17 protein-coding genes are annotated in these 20,573 nt (G+C 62.0%); 13 read left to right on the top strand and 4 right to left on the bottom strand.

What is annotated here, in order from left to right; all coding sequences use genetic code 11:
- The first annotated feature begins 228 nt into the window (after nucleotides 1–228).
- From ACFPB1_RS26320 to ACFPB1_RS26285, 8 genes are all read left to right on the top strand, one after another.
- The gene (locus ACFPB1_RS26320) at nucleotides 229–912 is read left to right on the top strand and encodes a hypothetical protein (protein ID WP_379229169.1); all 684 of its coding nucleotides are present in this window, start codon (nucleotides 229–231) and stop codon (nucleotides 910–912) included.
- A gap of 122 nt (nucleotides 913–1,034) precedes the next feature.
- Nucleotides 1,035–2,522, top strand: coding sequence for an alpha-N-arabinofuranosidase (locus tag ACFPB1_RS26315; RefSeq protein ID WP_379229168.1), 1,488 nt, complete (start codon nucleotides 1,035–1,037; stop codon nucleotides 2,520–2,522).
- A gap of 6 nt (nucleotides 2,523–2,528) precedes the next feature.
- Nucleotides 2,529–2,816: a hypothetical protein gene (locus tag ACFPB1_RS26310; protein WP_379229167.1), complete on the top strand. Its 288-nt coding sequence runs from the start codon at nucleotides 2,529–2,531 to the stop codon at nucleotides 2,814–2,816.
- A 220-nt stretch (nucleotides 2,817–3,036) separates the two neighbouring features.
- Nucleotides 3,037–3,888 carry a protein phosphatase 2C domain-containing protein gene (locus ACFPB1_RS26305; RefSeq protein ID WP_379229165.1) on the top strand — a complete coding sequence of 284 codons (852 nt, stop codon included), beginning with the start codon at nucleotides 3,037–3,039 and terminating at the stop codon, nucleotides 3,886–3,888.
- A gap of 316 nt (nucleotides 3,889–4,204) precedes the next feature.
- On the top strand, nucleotides 4,205–10,360 hold the full coding sequence (locus tag ACFPB1_RS26300) for an S-layer homology domain-containing protein (protein WP_379229164.1): 6,156 nt from the start codon (nucleotides 4,205–4,207) through the stop codon (nucleotides 10,358–10,360).
- A gap of 200 nt (nucleotides 10,361–10,560) precedes the next feature.
- Nucleotides 10,561–11,169 carry a phosphatase PAP2 family protein gene (locus ACFPB1_RS26295; protein WP_379229163.1) on the top strand — a complete coding sequence of 203 codons (609 nt, stop codon included), beginning with the start codon at nucleotides 10,561–10,563 and terminating at the stop codon, nucleotides 11,167–11,169.
- A gap of 120 nt (nucleotides 11,170–11,289) precedes the next feature.
- Nucleotides 11,290–12,516: a stalk domain-containing protein gene (locus tag ACFPB1_RS26290; protein WP_379229162.1), complete on the top strand. Its 1,227-nt coding sequence runs from the start codon at nucleotides 11,290–11,292 to the stop codon at nucleotides 12,514–12,516.
- Nucleotides 12,517–12,690: 174 nt separating this feature from the next.
- Nucleotides 12,691–13,269, top strand: coding sequence for an RNA polymerase sigma factor (locus ACFPB1_RS26285; RefSeq protein ID WP_379229161.1), 579 nt, complete (start codon nucleotides 12,691–12,693; stop codon nucleotides 13,267–13,269).
- Between the two features lie 162 nt (nucleotides 13,270–13,431).
- Here the strand turns inward: ACFPB1_RS26285 and ACFPB1_RS26280 are convergent, their stop codons facing one another.
- Nucleotides 13,432–13,764 (bottom strand): winged helix-turn-helix transcriptional regulator, encoded by a 333-nt coding sequence (locus ACFPB1_RS26280; RefSeq protein ID WP_379229160.1) that lies wholly within the window; start codon nucleotides 13,762–13,764, stop codon nucleotides 13,432–13,434.
- Between the two features lie 184 nt (nucleotides 13,765–13,948).
- On the opposite strand from ACFPB1_RS26280, the gene ACFPB1_RS26275 reads away from it, so the two are divergent.
- Nucleotides 13,949–14,887, top strand: coding sequence for an aldo/keto reductase family protein (locus ACFPB1_RS26275; protein WP_379229159.1), 939 nt, complete (start codon nucleotides 13,949–13,951; stop codon nucleotides 14,885–14,887).
- A 174-nt stretch (nucleotides 14,888–15,061) separates the two neighbouring features.
- Here the strand turns inward: ACFPB1_RS26275 and ligD are convergent, their stop codons facing one another.
- Genes ligD through ACFPB1_RS26260 form a run of 3 tightly spaced genes read right to left on the bottom strand, consistent with a single transcriptional unit; the run spans nucleotide 15,062 to nucleotide 18,048 of the window.
- Nucleotides 15,062–15,955, bottom strand: coding sequence for a non-homologous end-joining DNA ligase (gene ligD / locus ACFPB1_RS26270; RefSeq protein WP_379229158.1), 894 nt, complete (start codon nucleotides 15,953–15,955; stop codon nucleotides 15,062–15,064).
- Nucleotides 15,952–17,121, bottom strand: a complete 1,170-nt coding sequence (locus ACFPB1_RS26265; protein WP_379229157.1) for a DNA ligase — start codon at nucleotides 17,119–17,121, stop codon at nucleotides 15,952–15,954. The genes ligD and ACFPB1_RS26265 overlap by 4 nt, the downstream gene beginning before the upstream one ends.
- Nucleotides 17,122–18,048, bottom strand: a complete 927-nt coding sequence (locus ACFPB1_RS26260) for a Ku protein (RefSeq protein ID WP_379229156.1) — start codon at nucleotides 18,046–18,048, stop codon at nucleotides 17,122–17,124.
- Between the two features lie 168 nt (nucleotides 18,049–18,216).
- Here ACFPB1_RS26260 and ACFPB1_RS26255 point away from each other — a divergent pair, with 168 nt between their 5' ends.
- The 4 genes from ACFPB1_RS26255 to ACFPB1_RS26240 all read left to right on the top strand — a co-directional run.
- Nucleotides 18,217–18,402: a hypothetical protein gene (locus ACFPB1_RS26255; RefSeq protein ID WP_090644062.1), complete on the top strand. Its 186-nt coding sequence runs from the start codon at nucleotides 18,217–18,219 to the stop codon at nucleotides 18,400–18,402.
- 2 nt (nucleotides 18,403–18,404) lie between these two features.
- Nucleotides 18,405–18,593, top strand: a complete 189-nt coding sequence (locus ACFPB1_RS26250) for an H-type small acid-soluble spore protein (protein ID WP_379229155.1) — start codon at nucleotides 18,405–18,407, stop codon at nucleotides 18,591–18,593.
- Between the two features lie 293 nt (nucleotides 18,594–18,886).
- Nucleotides 18,887–19,753, top strand: a complete 867-nt coding sequence (locus ACFPB1_RS26245; RefSeq protein WP_379229154.1) for a YitT family protein — start codon at nucleotides 18,887–18,889, stop codon at nucleotides 19,751–19,753.
- Nucleotides 19,754–19,926: 173 nt separating this feature from the next.
- A partial coding sequence (locus ACFPB1_RS26240) for a thiamine-phosphate kinase (protein WP_379229153.1) occupies nucleotides 19,927–20,573 on the top strand: 647 nt, incomplete at its 3' end.

Below are 20,573 nucleotides of genomic sequence, written 5' to 3'. Positions count from 1 at the left end.
CCCCGCGCCCCGCGTGCGCCCCGCGCCCCGCGCCCCTCCGCGCCCCTCGCGCGCCCTCGCGCCCCGCGCGCGCCCGCGCGCCCCGCCCCCCCGGCACCGCTCCTGGGGGGCGGCCTTTTTTGCTTGACGCAAGTCCCGCACGGGTACCGGCAAAAATAAGGGCTTGGTAGAAATGCCAAATATACTTACACTACTTTTATAGGATCGCGCAAGAAATGAGGCGGCAGGATGGACGTATTACGAAAGAATCTAGTCAGGATCATCCTGATATTTGTAATCATTGGAATTGTTGTGGTTGTTTGGAAGCTGGTCTTTTTTCTGACGGGCAGCGGGGATCCGATCGAAAAGTATTTGTTCCGGCGCGATGTGATTCGTTATTTGAACACGACGTATCCGCAGGCGAGCTTCGACGTGGAGGCGATCGAATACGGGATTCGGAAGGGCGACTATTGGGCGGCCGTCCGTCCCGAAGGGAGCAGCGCGATCCGCTTCGAGGTCCGCCGGAAGGCGAGCGGCGGGCTCGCGGACGACTACTTGGGCGCGACGTGGGAGCGCGAGACGCAGGAGGCGTGCGAGGCGGCGCTGCGCAAGCTCTTCCCGGAATCGGACTGCTTCCCGGAGATCGTTTTCACGGAACAGGCCGAGGCGGAAGGCGGGCTCCTGCATGCGCTGCCTTTTCCGCCGTACCGTTACGACCCGTCCGTCATCGCGTCCGGCTCGCGGCTCGGCATTTACGTCGGATCGCCCTCCGGGGAGCGAAGCGTCGAAGACAGCGGGGACGCGCTGCTCGCGCTGGTTGCGGCCTTGGCCGGCCTGCATCTGGATCTCGACATTACGCTCGGCCGAACCGATGTGTCGATCCGGCAGCGGGATTTCGACAAGATTTTGACGGAGCGCAAGCTGATTTATTAGACGAAGGCATTGAAAAACGGCGCGACTTCGGGTTTAATGAGATCAGGAGTTAATTTTTTGTTTATTGATTAACAAAATTATTAATCTAACGAAATCATGAAGCATGGAGGCTGACAGCTGGCATGACCAATCGCGCCGTTATTAACGCCGATCGTCCGATCGGCACTATCAATCGCAACCTTTACGGGCATTTCGCCGAGCATCTGGGGCGCTGCATCTACGAAGGCATCTGGGTCGGAGAGGATTCCGCCATCCCGAACACGAAGGGCATCCGCAACGACGTTTTGCAAGCGCTTCAGGGGCTGAACATTCCGGTGCTGCGCTGGCCCGGCGGCTGCTTCGCCGACGAGTACCACTGGAAGGACGGCATCGGCCCGCGCGAGTCCCGCAAGCGGATGGTCAACACGCATTGGGGCGGGGTGGTCGAAAACAACCATTTCGGCACGCACGAATTCATGCTGCTCTGCGAGCTGCTCGGCTGCGAGCCGTACATCAACGGCAACGTCGGCAGCGGCACGGTGCAGGAGATGCAGGAGTGGGTGGAATACCTGACGTTCGACGGCGAGTCGCCGATGGCCTCGCTTCGCGCGGAGAACGGCCGCGAACGGCCGTGGAAAGTCGCGTATTTCGGCGTAGGCAACGAGAACTGGGGCTGCGGCGGCAACATGCGCCCGGAATATTACGCGGACGAATACCGGCGTTACCAGACGTACGTGCGGAATTACGGCGACAACCGGATCTTCCGCATCGCGTGCGGCGCGAGCGATTTCGATTTTGCGTGGACGGACGTGCTGATGCGCGAAGCCGGGCGCTTCATGGACGGGCTGACGCTGCACTATTATACGATTCCGGGCGATTGGTCGGCGAAAGGGTCGGCCACGGACTTCGGCGAGGAAGCCTGGTTCGGGACGCTGCGCAAGGCGCTCGTCATGGACGAGCTGATCGCGAAGCACAAGACGATCATGGACCGGTACGATCCCGCGAAGCGCATCAGCCTGATCGTCGACGAATGGGGCACCTGGTACGACGTCGAGCCGGGCACGAATCCGGGCTTCCTCTATCAGCAAAACACGATGCGGGACGCGCTCGTCGCCGCCGCGACGCTGCATATTTTCCACAAGCACGCCGACCGCGTCCGGATGGCGAACATCGCCCAGACGGTCAACGTGCTGCAGGCCGTCGTCCTGACGGAAGGGGACCGGATGGCGCTCACGCCGACCTACCACGTCTTCGAGATGTTCAAGGCGCATCACGACGCGGAGCTGCTGGACCTGGACTTCGCGGCAGCGCTATACACGGTCGGCGGCGTCTCCATTCCGCAGACGAGCGTATCCGCTTCCCGCGGCCAGGACGGCGCGCTGCACGTCAGCTTGTGCAATCTCAGTCACGACGAGACGGCAGCGCTGTCGCTCGAGCTGCGGGGACTGTCCGCCGCCGACGCGCCGATCGCCGGTACGCTGCTGCAGGGCGACGCGCTGAATGCGCATAATACGCCGGAGCAGCCGGACCGTGTGCGTCCGGTACCGTTCGCGGGCGCGGAGCGCGAGCCGGACGGCACGATCCGCGTGACGCTGCCGCCCGCTTCCGTCGCCATGCTGCGGATCGGGTAACGCGTCATGGAGGCGGCGACACAGGCGGGGAGGCGGGAGCCGTGCAAAGGCTGCGGCGCATCCGTGTACGCGACCGAGGCGCAGATCGAGCGGGTGCTCGGCAAGCTGGCGCTGCATCCCGGCGACTGCGTCGAGGAAGGGCGGTACCGCGCGAGGCTGGCGCAGTGCGCGGGCTGCCCGTCGCTGCAGTACGGCACGACCTGCTCCCACTGCGGCTGCTTCGTCCGCGTCCGGGCCAAGCTGGCGGCCAAGGATTGTCCGCGGCCCGGCGGGTCATTATGGAGCGAAGCGTAATCATCGGCCGTCCCGTCGCCTACTTGGCGATGGGGCGGTTTTTATTGTGTCCGGCGGCGGCCGTCAAGTCCGCTTCGGGATTCGGGATTCGGGAGCCGCGCGTGACAGCCGCTCCCCGTGCCGATCGGCGCCGCGGCTTGCCAAGCCGGCCGATGCTGGCATAAGCTTGAACGAGAACGCGCGGCTTGGGCTTGACGCCGCAACGAGGAGGAACCGAAAGATGCGCATTACGGTGGAAACGATGCAAGGCGTCGGGGATTGGAACGAGGACGCGATCGTCAGCGAAGAGCGGATCGGACTGTTCGGGGTGCTCGACGGGGCGACGTCGCTCGCGCCTTACCGCGGCCCGGGCGGGGAGACCGGCGGGTATTTGGCGGCGCGGCATGCGGCGGAAGCGTGCCGGGATGAAGCGCTGGCCGGCGCGAGTCTGCACGAGATGCTGACGTTTGCGAACGCGCGGCTGCGGGGGGCGATGGCGGATGCGGGTATTGCGCCGGATGTGCCGGAGGCCCTCTGGAGCGCTTGCGCCGCATTCGTCCGCGTCGGTCCGGCCTGGATCGAATACGCGCAGCTCGGGGACTGCATGATCGCCGTCTATTACGCCGACGGTACGATCCGCATCTTGACGCATGACCAGCTGGCGCATGTGGACGACCGGACGAAGGCGGTCTGGCTGGCGGGCGTGGCCGCCGGCTTGCGCACGAAAGCGGAGCTCTGGGATCACACAAGAGGCCAAATCGTCGCCGGCCGCGCCCTCGCCAACCGCCGGGGCGGCTACGGCGTGCTGAACGGCGATCCCGCGTGCGCGGATTTCGTGGAGTCCGGGCGGATCAGCACCTCCAACGTCGAGGGACTGCTGCTGTTCACGGACGGCCTGTACATGCCGAAGCCGCCGGGAGAATCGGACAAGGACAGCGCCGCCGAGATCGCCGCGCTCGTCCGGGAGATGGGCCTGCGCCCGTATATGGAATGGGTCGCGGAATTGGAAGATACCGACCCGGACTGCACGCGATTCCCGCGGGTGAAGAAGTCCGACGACAAGACGGCCGTTTGGATCTCGCTCGCTCCTTAATCTGCAAATCCAGACTGCCTGGCAAGCCGCCCGGCCGCCTCCGCAATGGAGTGCGGCGGGCGGTTTTTTCGCGATAACCCTCCCTCATTCGGGCTGCTCCAACCGCCTCGTCGCTCGACGCGGTGCGCTCATTCTACCCCTTGCAACCCTTTTTTTGCGGCCTGCGCCAAGATTTACAAGATTTCAATATGGTATTAACTTCCGGAACATAATTGCTTTATAAACTAACATATACGGTTTTTTTTTTCGGCAGTCTAGCGGAGGGGGTCCCTCACGGCAAAGACCGCATACAACATGAATGGAGCGTGCACATCTCGTGGGTAGAAGAAAGCTCGTCAAGCCGGCACTCGGCGCGTTGGCGACGGCAAGTTTGTTGTTGGGAATCATGAGCCCTTACGGCTCGAGCATCGTCCGCGCGGACGGAGCGCAGGCAGGATTTGATTTTACGAAGGTACCGAAGCTGTTAATTACGGAGCTTGTGCCGGACAGCTCGAACGTGCCGAATTATACCCCTGCGACGGATGCCTTTGAATTTATCGAGGTCTATAACAATTCCAATTCGCCGGTTACGTTCTTCGATAACTACAGCATCGACTACCATTATGTTGATAGCAATAACAAGGACGTGGATGCCAACTGGGAGCTAGTCAGAGCGGGCGACAATCCCATTATCCCGGCTAAAGGCTCGATCGTGTTCTGGGTTATGAACAGCGGCAACGCGACGTTGTCAGTTGACGACTTCAACGCGAATTACAAATTGGTTGATGGCGGGATGCTTGTCGAAGGCAGCAACCTCTTTCGGTTGGCCGGTGGCGGCGGCATGCATAACAGTCAGCCGCGCGACCTGATTATCAAGGATAAGAGCGGCAGCGTCGTCGTATCCGCTTCTTACCAGAATGATGACCAGACCGTGAAGGACAAAGGCATCTTCTATACTTACCCGACCGACGGCAGCACGAAAATGACCATGGTGACCGATGGCGAGTATGCGACAGGCGCACACGCCGCCACCCCGGGCACCGCCGAGAGCGTCCTCGTGCCGACGCAGACGCCGGACGACGGCGGCCAAGAACCGCCGCTGCCGCAAACGCCGGTCACGATCGCGCATACGCCGGTGACGGACGCGATCGACGACAGCGACCTCGAGCTGATGGCGAAGCTTGCCCCGAACGGCGCGGACGCGGCGAAAGTTCAGGCGACGGTCTACTACAAGCTGAACTCGGAAACGACGTACACGGCGCTGCCGATGACGAAGAACGAGGACCGCTCGACGGCCGACGAGTTCGCGTACGAAGCGGCGATTCCAAAGGAGAAGCTCACCGAGAGCAAGCTGCAGTATTACATCGAAGCGACCGACGGGACGGGATCCAAGGACACGGAAGTATACACGGTGAACGTCCGTGCGAGCATGAACTATAACTACGTACCGGCCTTGCTCGTCACGGAGCTGAACCCGAACTCGGCGAACGTCACGGGACCTGACGCCAAGGACTACGACGCTTACGAGTTCATTGAGGTGTACAACAACTCCAATCGTACGCTTAATTTAAAAGATTATAAGCTCATGTACCGCTATACGGACAAAACGCCGAATACGGAAACTCAATGGGAAACAGGCGACGTTATCATTCCGTCTCAGCAATCGGTCGTGCTGTGGATTGCTAACGGCGGGTCGACGGCGTTGACCGAACAAAATTTCAACGACCATTTCGGTACAAGTCTGAAACTGGGTCAGAACTTGTTCAAGATCACCAACGACGGGATGGCGAACGGCGGCGCCAGAAGCATCGTGTTCCGCAATTCCGCGAACCAAGAAATCGTGTCGGCCCACTACGAAGGCCAAGTGAGCAGCATCGAAGACAAGCCGATTCAATACAAGTATCCGGACGACGGCACGACGGCCATGCTGCTCGATTCGGCGGGCGCTGCCAATCCGACGCCGGGCGCGGTGAACGCGAACCAAGTACCGAAGCAGCCGGTCTCCCTGCCGGAAGCAGGCACGAACGAGCCGCCGGTCATCGCGCATACGCCGGTGACGCGAGCGGAGACGAACGTCAACCTGCAGATCACCGCGGACATCGCGAACAAAGAAAGCGATAACGGCGATTTCGACCCCGTGTCGGCGACGGTGTATTACAAAACGCAGTCGCAAACGACGTATTCGTCCATGCCGATGGCGGTGACTTCCGGCCATACGTACCTGGCGGACATTCCGCGCGGCGAGCTGAAGGAAGCGAGGTTCGACTATTACATCGAGGCGAAGGACGCGAAGAACACGGTCAAGACGGATACCTATACCGTCGACGTTAACGTGCCGGACTTCGATCCGCAGAAGGTGCCGCCGCTGCTCGTGACGGAGCTCGTGCCGAACAGCACGAACATCGGCAGCTCGGACGGCTACGAGTTCGTGGAGCTGTACAACAACTCCGACAAAGCGATCAACCTGAAGGATTACAAGCTGTATTACCGCTACACGGACTCCGGGCCGGACGCCGACCTCGTATGGCCGTTCGAGAGCCCGAGCGAGGACGTCATGATCGAGCCGGGCAAGACGGTCGTGTTCTGGATCATCAACGCGGCCAACGGCACCAGCACGGTCAGCGACTTTAATGCCTTCTACCATACGAGCCTGACGGAAAACAAAGATATATTCAAAATCCATTCCGACGGCATGGCCAACTCCGGCAAACGGGGACTCGTCATCGGCACGAACACGCACGTGGACGTATCCGCCGCCTACTATGAGGGAACCTCGGGCGAAACGCCGACGGACAAAGCGATCGTCTTCGGCTATCCGACGAACGGCAGCACGACGATGATCAAGCTGAGCGCCGGCTCGGCGACGCCGACGCCGGGCAGCGTAACCTCGGAGCAAGTTCCGGCGATCCCGGTCGCGACCCCAGCCGACCAGGCCCAGCCGACGGTGACCGATCTGACAGGCGTGACGAGCATCGACCAGTCCAAGGATCTGGCGATCGAAGCGGACGCGCAGGACGATCTGAGCGTGAAGTCCGTGAAGCTGTTCTACAAGACGAACAAGGATGCCGGCTATACGAGCCGATACCTGTACCGCGACTATAACGACGCGCTGTACCATTTCAAGCTGTATTCGCCGGATCTGATCGGCAAGACGGCGCTGCAATACTACTTCCAAGTGTCCGACGGCACGAATACCGTGACGACGGATCCGGCGACGGTCGCGATTACCGGCGGTTCGGACCGCTCTCCGCTTCGCCTGAACCTGAAGAACGGCGATATCGTCGGCGGCACGAAGGTCGTGAAGGGAACGGCGGAGGATGCCGCTCCGGACACGCTGCAGCTGAGCATCGACGGCAAGGCGCAGACGGCCGGCACGTACCATGCGCTCGAGAAGGATCCGTCCTTCGCGTTCGAAGCGAATTCGGTCAACTATTACTTCAAGAACGGCGTGACGATGGGCCAAGAGATCCTGTACACGTTCATGGATCCGATCAACACGTACCAGACGCTGACCGTGCCGATCGCAGCGAGCCGGCTGAAGGAAGGCGACAACGTCCTCTCGATCCGGGCAGGTACGAAGTCTTCGCCGTTCGATGACCGTCCGGAGGAGAACAAAGACGACTTCACGGTCAAGAACGTCCGCCTCGTGCTGGCCGACGGCACCGTGATCTACGATAAGGACCACGCGAATCCGGCGACGGAGATCAAGATGGGCGACAGCGCGGGCAAGAATCCGGCCGTGGACTTCAAGCTCCCGCTCGCGGCAGCCGATCTCAAGTCGCAGGCTTACGACCTGGATACGACCAAGCTGGCGGACGGCGAGCATACCGTCACGGTGGAGAACGCCGCGCACGAGCAGGTGAAGGCGACGATCAAGGTCGACAACACCGCGCCGGCCGTGAAGCCGAGCCTGGAGGATGGCAAGACGTACCGCGGCGCATTCACGATTAGCGCGGCGATTACGGATGCCGTGTCGGGCCTCAAGTCGTCCAAGACGACGCTGGACGGCAAAGAGATCGCGCTGCCGTACGCGACGTCTTCCGGGAAGCTGGCGCCTGGCAAGCATACGCTCGTCATCGATGCCGAGGACAACGTGGGCAACAAGGTCGAGCAGACGATCACGTTCGGCGTGCCGGACGAGAACCCGCTGAAGCCCGAGCTGATCTCGCCGGCGGACGGGGAGAACGGGGCGCCGAACCTGTCCGTGAAGGTGACGGATCCGTCGGGCGACGCCATGAACGTCGATTTCTTGAAAGGCTATCTGTATGACGCCAACCATCGCGCGGGCTTCTCGGCCTTCGAGAACGCGTCGGACGTCGAGCCGCCGAAGACGCTGAAGCCGGAGGGCGAAACGGCGTTCACGGACGCAGATTACAGCCTGATCGGCAAGGACGACGGTCAATTCCTGGTGAAGGATTCCGACGAGAAATTCCCGTACCACCGGTTCGAGGTGAACCTCGATCCGTCCGTCAAGGCGACGGACAGCGTGGAAATCGATTGGAAGGGCAAATCGCTGGAAGGCCGCAAGGTCAGCCTGTACGCGTGGCACGCCGCCGATAAGGCGTGGAAGATGCTCGACAGCAAGGTCGCGGGCAACGAAGAGTTCGCGCTGTCCGCGGAAGTACAAGCAGGCGATTACGCCATCGACGGCACGATCCATGTCATGGTGCAGGACGAGCTGCCGGTCAAGCAGGACGACTACGATTTCAGCTTCGTCTGGATGTCCGACACCCAGTACTACTCCGAGAGCTATCCGGAGATCTACGAGGGCAACGTGCAGTGGATCGTCGACCATAAGGACGACATGAACATCAAGTACGTCATCCATACCGGCGACATCGTCGACGAGGCGGACAAGGAATACCAGTGGCAGGAAGCCGACAAGGACATGAAGGTGCTCGAGGATGCCAACATTCCGTACGGCGTGACGGCGGGCAACCATGACGTGTCGCACCAATACGCCGACTATACGAAGTTCTATCAATATTTCGGCGAGGACCGCTTCAAGAAGCAGCCGACGTACGGCGGTTCCTATCAGAACAACCGCGGCCACTACGATTTGATCTCGGCTGGCGGCAATGACTTTATCGTCATCTACATGGGCTGGGATATCCGCGACGAGGACATCCAGTGGATGGACGACGTGGTCAAGGCGTATCCGGACCGCAAGGCGATTCTCGACTTCCACGAGTATCTGCTCGTGTCCGACAACCGCGCGCCGATCTCGGAGAAAATCCATGAGCGCGTCGTTGTGCCGAACAAGAACGTCATCGCGGTACTCTGCGGCCACTATCACGACGCCGAGAAACTGGTCGACGAAATCGACGACAACGGCGACGGCGTACCGGACCGCAAGGTGTACCAGCTGTTGGCCGACTACCAGGGCGCGGAGAAGGGCGGCCTCGGCTATATCCGCCTGCTCCAGTTCGATACGAAGAACAACCAGATTCATGTGAAGACGTACTCGCCTTATCTGGACGATTACAACTACTACGATCCGGCCGCGTATCCGGGCAAGGACGAGTTCGACCTGGACGTCGATCTGCAGCCGATGCATAAGCAGGTCGCGACGGACTACTTCGGCGTCAAGGTATACACGGATCAATCAATCGGCAGGCAGGAGAACGTCGCAAGCGGCGGCACGGCTTCCGCGGCGTGGAACGGCGCGGCGAAGGGGAATTATTATCAGTGGTACGCCGTAGCGAAGGACGCTTACAGCGGTCTGGCGCGCTCCGACATTTGGAGCTTCACGTCGAGCGAGACGACGGAGCCGGCGAATCCGGGCAACGGAAATAACGGCGACACCGGCAATAATGGCAACAACGGCAACAACGGCAATAACGGCAATAACGGTAACATCGGCAACAACGGAAATGGCGGCAACAATGGCAACAACGGTAATGGCGGCACGCCGGCCATTCCGGCCAACCCGTTCAAGGACGTGGATTCGCATTACGCTTGGGCGAAGGACGCGATCGCGGTGCTGGCCGGCAAGGGCATCATCAACGGCACGTCGGCCACGACCTTCGAGCCGGGCAAGCGGATTACGCGCGCTGACTTCATGGCGATGCTCGTCCGCATGCTGGGCCTGAAGGCAGATGTGACCTCCAACTTCAGCGACGTCAAGGCGAGCGACTACTACTATCAAGCGCTTGGCACCGTCAAGGCGCTCGGCATCGCGAACGGCACGGGCGGCAACAAGTTCAATCCGCGCGAATTCATCTCGCGTCAGGACATGATGGTTCTGATGAGCCGGGCGATGGACGTCACTGGCAAGCTGAACCTGAGCGGCGCTCCGGCCGAGTTGAACGGCTTCAGCGACAAGGCGAAAATCGCGCCTTACGCGGTCGAAGCGGCAGCTCAAATGGTCAAAGCAGGCGTTGTCCAAGGCAGCGGCTCGGCGCTGAACCCGGCGGGTCAGGCGACGAGAGCGGAAACCGCGCAAATGATGTACCGGCTCTATCTGCTGCTGCAGCAGAACGGAAGCCTGTAAGCCGATCCGATTCGGCGCGAAGCATGAACTGGCCGGGCAAGGCTTGAAGGCAATAGCCCGCCTTCGGAATGCCGGGAAGTCCACGAGACTTCCCGGCATTTGCTTTTCCGCCCGCGGTTTGCGGGAAATTAACCGTAGCCGGGCGATGCGGGGAGCCGCTATAATAAGCAAATCATGCTAATAACGGGGGCTGCATTACGATGTGGGTTATTTTGCTTATTCTTGCCGTGGCGGGCTTTCAAGGCCTGTCGATGCTCGTGTCGCGCAACAGGCTCGAACAGTTCGACAGCGCGATCATCCGCACGGTCCAGGGCTGGGAGAACGACGCGCTGACGTCCATCGCCAAGACGCTGGGCAAGATCGGCTCGTCGAGCGTCGTCATCCCGGCGGTACTCATCCTCGCGGTCTTCCTGGCCGTCGTGCTCCGGCACCGCAAGGAGCTGGTGCTGCTCCTCGGCGGCATGCTCGGCTCGACGCTGCTGAACGACGCGCTGAAATCGATCTACAAGCGGGCCCGTCCGGACATCCACCGGATCGTCGAGGAGCAGGGCTACAGCTTTCCGAGCGGTCATTCCATGGCGGCGTTCACGTTCTACTTCCTCGCGGCGTACCTGCTGTGGCGCCATCTGCCGAACCGCGGATGGCGCGCGGTGCTGGTCGTCTGCAGCGGGGGCATGATCGCGAGCATCGGCCTGAGCCGCGTCTATCTCGGCGTGCACTATCCGACCGACATTCTGGGCGGCTACTGGGTCAGCGCCTGCTGGGTGACGCTATGCGTCCGGCTGTTCCGGCGCTGGGCGCGGAGGTAGGCGGCAACGGACGGCGGCCGCGCGGCTTGCTATTATTTGTGTATTGTTAATAGTTGTAAGATCAAGTACGATGAGGTAGATTCGACTATGATTTGTCACTAGATGAGAGAGAGGGTTACGATGAAACGTTGGGTTGGACTGGCATTATCCCTTATGATCGCGCTCGCGGCATTTGCGGGAACGGCTTCCGCGGCAAGCGCGCCGGCGGACATCAAGGTCAAGCTGAACGGGGAATGGGTCATATTCCCGGCGCCGCCCGTACTAATGAACGGCAAAACCTTCGTGGAGTTCCGCACGCTCTTCACGAAGCTCGGCTACTCCATCGACTACAACGCCAAGACCAAAACGATCAAGGCGAAATCGGACGTCCGCACGATTCAGATGACGCCGACGGGCACGACCGTGCTCGTGGACGGCGGCAAGGTGCCGGTCAACGGCGAGATGAAGCTGCTGAACGGCCGGACGATGGTCGGCGTCCGCTTCATCGCGGCGCTGTCCGATAAGGACGTCGCGTGGGACGGCGCCAAGAAGATCGTCACGATCGCGGACAAGAAGCCGACCGCGGCGCAGCAGGAAGAGGCGTTCGCCGTCGTGAAGGGGCTGGCCGCCGCCGAGGACAAGCAGGACGCGGACGCGTACATGGCGTTGTTCCATTCCCAGTCCCCGCTGAAGGACGCGCTCTCGGCCAACATTCGCGAGCAATTCTCGAAGATTCGCAGCAAGACGGAATTCGTGGACATGGCGCTCGATTCGTACACGCCTTCGGAGGCGGTCGTGTACACGGTCGAGGACGCGACGAAGATAAGCGGCGACGGCTTCTTCCCGGACATGGAGTACGAAGTCTACTACACGCTGCACCGCGAAGCGAACGGCAAGTGGGCGATCTACCTGGTCGAATGGGATTCGTCGACGGTGCTCGACGAGAATAGCCTGTGGGCGCAGGAGATTCAAGCACCCGACGCGGACAAGACTGCCTTGATCGCCTTGGTGAACGCGCAGGCGGCTGCCATCAACGCCGGCGATATCGGCGCGTACAAGGCGACGCTGCTGCCCGGCGACAGTGAAGGCATCGAAGACGACGCAGGCGAAGTGGAGGGGTTGATCACGGATCCCGACTACGCGCTCAAGGCCGCCGTGACGCGCACCGCCGTTGTCGAGCTAGGCGCAGACCGCGCGCTCGTGCTCGTCGCCTTCCGCTACGAGATGACCGCGAAGGACGGCTCGGCGGACGACAACTTCGCCGTGAAGACCGTGACGCTCTACGGAATGGAGAAGAAAGACGGCAAATGGTACGTCACGCCAGGCTCCAACGCCAACGAGCTGTCCTTCGATACGATCGGCGAATAGGCTTGCGGGCGACCCGCACGCCAAGCCCGACGCAACCTCATGTCCGCCGCCAGGCGGGCGTGGGGTTTTTTGCTGCGCCCGGCAGTTCCCGTTTTTTCACATGAGGTTCATAATCGCCTGCTAGACTTAGGGCTGGATAAGCCGAACATCATTAACCAGCAAGGGGGCGAAAGCATGCAGCCGTGGACCGAGTTCGAAGAAGCCGTAAGGCCGCACTTGAAGCAGGTGCGGGCGTATTGCAGCTATTTGACGTCTTCGAAATGGGAGGCGGAGGATTTGATGCAGGAGGCGCTGCTTCGGGCGTTCAAGCAGTATCGGGATACGGGGAGGCTGCGTCACCCGCGTTCGCTGTTATACAAGATCGCCCGCAATGTGCAGATCGACGCGCACCGGAAGCACCGCGGCGTGGCCGTTCCCATCGAAGAGGCGCAGCTGCCGCCCTATCACGACCCCGATTACGCGTCCGTGCGGGGGATGGTGGAGTGGCTGACGGAGCTGCTGTCCGAACGCGAAACGGAGATGCTGCTGCTCGCGGAAGTATTCGATTACACGTACCAGGATATCGCGGACCGGCTGCAGTGCACCGTACCCGCGGTCAAAATGGTGCTGCACCGCTCGAAAAAGGCGCTGCGCAAGCGCGGCCGCCCGGATATCGCCGATTACGCGCGGAGCAAGCCGGCGCGCCGCAGCTGCAAGCCGCTGCCGTACAAGATCGAGCGCTGGACGCTGGCCGTGATGGCCGGCGAAATTTAGGAACTAAATCTAGTATTCAATCTAGTATCCGTCCGCCGAGCCTTGATCGGCGGCGAATTCGCCGGCCTATTATGCCTTAACCGCCCCGTCAACGAAGAAGAGCAGGCCGGAACGAAAGCGTTCCGCCTGCTCTTTCATGTATGACCCGAGGCGACGGGGCGATTAGGTCCACTTGGCGGCCCACAGCTTCATCTCATGCAAAATGCGGTGCAGGTCCATGCCCTTCGGGGTGAGCGAATATTCGACCGTTACGGGCACGGTCGGGAAGACGTGACGCTCCAGCACGCCCTGGGTTTCCAGATGGCGGAGCGTGCTCGTCAGCGCGCGCGGGCTGACGTCCGGAATGAGCCGCTGCAGCTCGCCGAAGCGGCGCTTCTCGCAGAACAGCTCGCGAAGCACGAGGAAGGCCCATTTGCCTCCGATGACATCCAATGTTTTCTCGATGTTGCACTCGATCATGGCAGGTTCTTTCGGCACGTAATTGCTTAAGGTCATGCGGGTTTCAGCCTCCCTTGAACATGGTTACCTTAAGTATAGCAGATATAATCGGTATAATATAATGAGATTTATTTCACTACTTTCTATTTGTGCACAACGGCTGATAGAATAGAAGGGCTGGCATATGGGCTGGGTTCGAAGGCCCGTCACGATCCACAAAAACAAGCTTGGAGGGATTGCGGTGCAATACAGAAGACTTGGCGGAAGCGGCGTGAAAGTGAGCGAAATCAGCCTCGGCAGCTGGCTGACCTACGGCGGATACGTCGAGAAGCAGAACGCGGTACAGGCGATCGAGCAAGCTTACGACCTCGGCATCAACTTTTTCGATACGGCGAACGTGTACGAGCGGGGCGCGGCAGAGACGCTGCTTGGCGAGACGCTGAAAGCTTATAAACGGGATTCCTACGTGCTGGCGACGAAAGCGTTCTGGCCGATGGGCGACGGACCGAACGACCGCGGGCTGTCCCGCAAGCATGTCACCGAGCAGGCCAACGCGAGCCTGAAGCGGCTCGGCGTCGAATACGTGGACATTTTCTACTGCCACCGGTACGATCCGGAGACGCCGCTGACGGAGACGCTGCGCGCGATCGACGACCTGATCCGGCAGGGCAAGGTGCTGTACGCCGGCGTGAGCGAATGGACGGCGTCCCAGATGGCGGACGCGCTGGGCACGGCGGACCGTTATCTGCTGGACCGCATCGTCGTCAGCCAGCCGGTCTATAATATGTTCGAGCGTTACATCGAGAAGGAAGTCATCCCGTACGGAGAGAAGAACGGCATCGGACAAGTCGTGTTCTCCCCGCTGGCCCAAGGCCTGCTGACGGGCAAATATACGACGCTCGCGGACATTCCGGCCGACAGCCGCGCGAACAAGCTGGAGTGGATGCGCAAAGGCATCACGGAAGAGAAGCTCGCGAAAGTGCGCGCGCTGTCCGAGATCGCATCGGAACTCGAGGTGACGACGGGTCAGCTGGCGCTGGCTTGGATTCTCCGCCAGCCGAACGTGGCGAGCGCGCTCGTCGGCGCAAGCCGTCCCGAGCAGGTGGTCGAGAACGCGAAGGCGTCCGGCATCGTGCTGAGCGAGGACGTGCTGGCACGGATCGAAGAGATTTTGAAGTAGGAAGGCAGCGGGCCGGTGTGCCGCGGCCGACGGTCGCCGCCGAAATAGCGGTACCGGGTACGGTGCATGCAGCCGAGTCCGGCCGCGCCCTCCACTCATACCATAACGTCAAGGCCGCCATTCGTCGAATGGCGGCCTTGACGCGTCGCGGACAAGCGTTCGCCGAGCCTGTGCTTACCGCCGCCCGATGAACGTCAAGATCGTCCGCAGCGACTGGGCGTGGACGCGGTCCAGCAAATCGCCCTCCCGGCGCAGCCGCTCCTCGATGTTCAGCAGATGGTAGTCCGCGATCGCGGCGCCGCGGCGCACCTCGTCCCAGTGCAGCGGGGTGGAGACGCTCGCCGCCGCGCGCGCCCGCGGGGAGTAGGGCGCGATGATCGTTTTGCCCTGATAATGCTGCAAATAATCGACATAGATCAGGTCCCCGCGATGCTTCTTCAGCCGCTCTACCGTGAACAGCCGCGGATGCTTGTCCGCGAGGTAGGACCCGACGAATTCGCCGATGCGCCGAAGCTCGTCGAAGGTAAGGTCCTTGACGAGCGGCACGATGATCTGGACGCCGGTTGCCCCCGATGTCTTGGGCGTTGAGGCGATGCCGAGCGACCGGAGCAGGTCGCCGGCCAGCAGCGCCGCCTCCATGATGCGCGGCTCCTCCTCGCGCGACGGATCGAGGTCGAGCACCCATTCCGTCGGGCGAAGCGGGTCGCTGACGCGGTCGAACGACGCGTGGTATTCCAGGCAGGCCAGATTGCCGAGCCACAGCAGCACGGGCAGCGACGTCAGCTTCACGTAGTCGATGCTATCGCGCCGCTCCGTCTCCACGAAGTCCGGCGCGGGCGTCGGGCAGTTCTTCTGATAGAACGATTTGCCGTTCACGCCGTCCGGGAACCGGATCGTCGTCAGCAGCCGGTCCTGGCAATGCTTGAGCAGCCACGGGGAGAGCCCGGCCAGCCGCTGCAGGAACACGGCCTTGGTGATGCCCATCTCCGGCCAGAGCAGCTTGTCGGGATTGCTGACCGTCAGCTCCTGACCCTCCACCACGATCGTCCCTTTGACGGCCCGGCTCACGAGAGCGGCTCCTTCGGCAGGAACGTCACCAGCTTCGGATGGCGCAGCTGTCCCGCGGACGTCAGCTCGAGCCCGGTCACCCGGCAGCGGAACGGCATCGACAGCCACTGCACGTCTTCGTGCTTCAGATCGTCCGGCAGCGCGGGAAACGGGCAGGCGACGACGGCCAAATGGGAGCGCTGCGGCCGAAACGTGGAAGCGAGCACGCTGCGGAGCGCCTCGTTCAGCCCGAGCGAGACACTCCCGAGATACTCGCCTTCCAGCTCCATGACGAGGCTCGCCACGATGCCGCCCCGCCATTTCAGCCCGACGATGTCGACGTCCAGCACGAGCGCCGTCTTCTTCTTCAGCCAGTCGCGGTGCTTCTTGCCTTCGCGGTACGGGCTCGAGAGCCGCTTGCTGACGACGCCCTCCCACCGGTTCGCTTCCACCCAGGACCACAGCGCTTCGCCGTCGCGGAACAGGTCGGCCGCGAACAGGCGGGGATCGCCGTCGCCGCACAGCGCCGTCAGCCGGCGATGCCGCTCCTCGTAAGGAAGCGAGCGGAGATCCCCGGTCTCGTCGGCCAGCAGGTCGAACAGCACGTACACCAGCCCGCCGAACGGCCGCGGACCGCCGGCTTCCGCGGGGAGCGGCTTCATCGCGTTCGCGCGGACCGTAGACGGCCGCTCTTTCGCGCCGCCGGCCGCCGGCAGGCCGCTCGTCGCCCCGGCGGCTGCATCCGGCTTGGCCGATGGCGGCTGCGACGCGTCCGCGGCCAGCGGCTGGCGAGCGAGCCCGCGCGAGCGCTCCCGCTTCAGCACCTGCTGGAAATTCGGCCGGATTCCGTCCCACCAGACGACCTCGCCGTCCAGCAGGCAGCGGCCGAGATCGCCGGCTTTCGCTTCCAGCAGGGCGGCGATTTCGGGGTACACGCCGTTCTTCAGATACAGCTTCCGCGAGAACAGCTCTACGCCGCCGCGGCCATCCAGCCGAGCTAGTATGCGCACGCCGTCCCACTTGAGCTGGTAGCCCCAGCCGCCGCCGGCGGGCAGCTCCTCGGCGGAGACGGGGGCCATCGGCTCGGCCGGGAGCGGAAGCGGAAGCGAGCGGCCGGACGGGCCGCCGTCCGGTCCGGCGAAGGGAGACGGGTCGTCGGGCAACGGTTGCGGCCAGGTCTGTTCCATCTACGACACCGTGTCTTCCTTCTTCGTCTTGCGCGGGGCGCGCGGCTTCTTCACCTTGGCGACGACCTCGCCGCCGTCCGCCGCGGCCGGCTGTCCCGCGGCGGCAGGCGCGCCGGCGCCGGCCGTGCTCGTGTCGAGGCCGCCCGGCGCGTTTGGCGGCAGCTTCACGGCCTCGAGGCTCGCTTGCAGCGCGGCCATGAGGTCGAGCACATTCGTCTTCTGCGCTTCCGGCGCGACGGACACCTCTTCGCCGGCGATTTTATGCTGGATCAGGTCCATCAGCCGGGCGCGGTAGTCGTCCGTGTATTTGGCGGGCTCGAACGGCGTGGACAGCTGCTCGATAAGCATCCGCGCCATCGCGAGCTCCTTCTCGTTGACGTTCACGGCGTCGGGCAGGCCCGGCACCTGATTCACGGAGCGGATCTCGTCGGGGTAGAAGATCGTCTCCATCGCCAGGCAATCGCCGATGATGCGGATCGCCGCGAGCGAGCTTTTGGACCGGATGGACACTTTGGCGATGCCGATCCGTCCGGATTGCCGCATCGCTTCGAGCAGCAGATTATAGGCGTTGCCGCCGGCCTGATCGGGCGAGAGGTAATACGTTTTCTGAAAATAGATCGGATCGATCTCCTCCAGCGCGACGAAATCGAGAATATTGATCGTCTTCGTCGCTTCGCCGGACAGTTGCTCGAGCTCGTCCTTCTCGAACAGGACGTAGCGGCCTTTCTCGTATTCGTAGCCTTTGACGATGTCGTCCCACTCCACCTCGACCTCGCAGGTCGGGCATTTGCGGATGTAGGAGACGTTGCTGCCGCAGACGCGGTGGATCAGCTTCATGGAGATGTCCTTGTCCTCCGTCGCGGAAAACATTTTGACGGGCACGTGGACGAGGCCGAAGCTGATGGCCCCTTTCCAAACGGTATGCATAAAGGCGTTCCTCCTCGCGATTGTGGGTGCGGGCGGCCGAGCGCCCGGATGCCGTATTGCGCCAAGCTTCCTCTAGTCTTCAGTCTTCCCCCGAATGCATGAAGCTAAGCCGATTCGGGCATATTTTCGTTAGCACAGCCATTAATCATCTGAAGGAGGCATGAAGGGATGAGCGAAGCGGGCAATTCCCCGACGGGGTCGAGCAACGATAAGAAGCACGAAGGACGCGAAGATTATTTCATGGACATCGACCGGATGATTAACGAGGGATTGGGCGGCGGTACGGTAACGCTGAATAACGGGCTGATCGAAGAATCCACCACGGATACGATGGTCATCGAATCGAAGGAGTAACCATGGATACGAAACGCGCGATGGAAATTTACAAGTCGAAGGATACGTTCGACGTGCAATTAGGCGACAAATCCGTCTGGATCGAGAACGTCGACGAAGCGAACGGCATGGCGACGGTGCGGGTCGGCACCGATCCGCTAGACACCCACACCGTCTCCTGCGACCGCCTGAAAGAAGAAGGCGAAGCGTAGGAGAAGAGCGCCCGCAGGCGGACCGCTTGACGGGGCGACGATGCATGAACCAAAGGCCGGGCTCGATGAGCGCCGGCCTTCTCGCGCGCTTCGGGGCCGGATTAATTCCAAGCGAAACGCTAGCTTTAGTATGGTGAAAAGTCAGATTAAATGTGCGAAATCCGAAGGTAAACGGATTTAGATGATATATAAGTCGCGATAAAGCGGCTTTTGATTTTGAAATCGCAGGAAAAAGCGGTATAATGGAAGAAGAAGATGGATTTTTCGGGATCCATGCGACAGGGGGAGAAGAAATGGCGAAACAGCATTACAAGCTTACCAAGCTCGAATTGCTTCGGCGGATCGTATTCATCACGATCGGAGCGGCACTCGTATCGGTCGCGCTCGAGATATTTCTCGTGCCGAACAATATCATCGACGGCGGCATCGTCGGCGTTTCCATTATTTTGTCTCATATCACGGGCGTGTCTCTCGGTATCTTTCTATTCTTGCTCAACTTGCCCTTTCTTATAATCGGGTATAAGCAAATCGGCAAAACGTTCGCGCTCTCGACGCTGTACGGCGTCACGGTCATGTCCATCGGCACCACGCTGCTGCATCCCGTCAAGGCGCTCACGTACAGCACGTTCCTCGCGCCGGTCATCGGCGGGGTGATCCTCGGCATCGGCGTCGGCCTCGTCATCCGCTTCGGCGGCTCGCTCGACGGCACGGAGATCATCGCGATCCTGTTCACGAAGAGGACGCCGTTCTCGGTCGGCGAGATCGTCATGTTCTTTAATTTGTTCATTCTCGGCAGCGCGGGCTTCGTCTTCTCGTGGGACAGCGCGATGTACTCGCTCATCGCCTACTACATCGCCTTCAAGATGATCGACGTCACCTTGGAGGGCTTCGACCAGTCGAAGTCGGTCTGGATCATCAGCGACGAAGCGAAGGAGATCGGCGACGCTATCATCAACCGGCTCGGCCGCGGCGTCACGTATCTGCAGGGCGAAGGCGCCTTCTCCGGGGGCATGAAGCGGGTCATCTTCTGCGTCATTACGCGCTTGGAGGAAGCCAAGATGAAGTCGATCGTCCAGGAGCTGGACCCGAGCGCGTTCCTCGCGGTCGGCAACATTCACGACGTCAAGGGCGGCCGCTTCAAGAAGCGGGATATTCATTAGCGTTGCGCTTGCGTGCCGAGGACCGTCCGTCCGGCGTGCAAGCGCAACAATCGAGAGGCAGGGCCGCGCGGGCGACGCGCGGCCTTGTTCGCTTTTGTTGCGGGGCCGCGGGCGGGCCGATATAATAAGGACAATTACTCGGAAGCGCGAACGCTGCCATTGGAGGGTCGGACGTGGACGAATTTGCGCGAATCCGCCATTGGACGGATCAGCGGCAGCCGGCGTCGCTGCTGGCTGCGCAGGGCGTCGTACTCGGCATCGGCGACGACGCCGCGGTCGTGGGGCCGCCGCCGGATACCGGCGGCCCGGTCGAATGGCTGTTGGCGGTCGACACGATGGTGGAGACCGTCCACTTCAACGACGCGACGATGGCGCCGGAAGACGTCGGCTGGAAGGCGCTCGCCGCGAACGTGAGCGATATCGCGGCGATGGGCGGCACGCCCCGGCACGCGCTGGTGTCGGTCAGCGCGCCGAAGGCTTGGGGGCCGGAGCGCGTGCGCCGGCTCTATGACGGGCTGTACGCGTGCGCCGCGCAGTACGGCGTCGCGGTGGTCGGCGGCGACACGACGTCGTCGCCGCGGGACTTGGTCGTGGCCGTGACGGTCACGGGGACGGTCGCGGCCGGTGGGGCGATCCGCCGGGCGGGCGCGCGGCCCGGCGACGCCGTGTTCGTGACCGGCGCCGCGGGGCTGGCCGCGGCTGGTCTGCATTATTTGCTCGCCGCGGCCGCGGGGGCGGGCCCGGCGGCGGGCGAAGGCGCCGCGCCGGAGCCGGTGCCCCTGGCCGCGGCGGAGGCGGCCGGCACGGCGGCGCTCGTGCG

This window comes from Paenibacillus sp. GCM10023250 (assembly GCF_042653205.1).
Classification (GTDB): domain Bacteria; phylum Bacillota; class Bacilli; order Paenibacillales; family Paenibacillaceae; genus Paenibacillus_Z.
The sequence above is the reverse complement of the archived record's forward strand: the minus strand, read 5'-3'. Positions and strand labels throughout refer to the sequence as shown.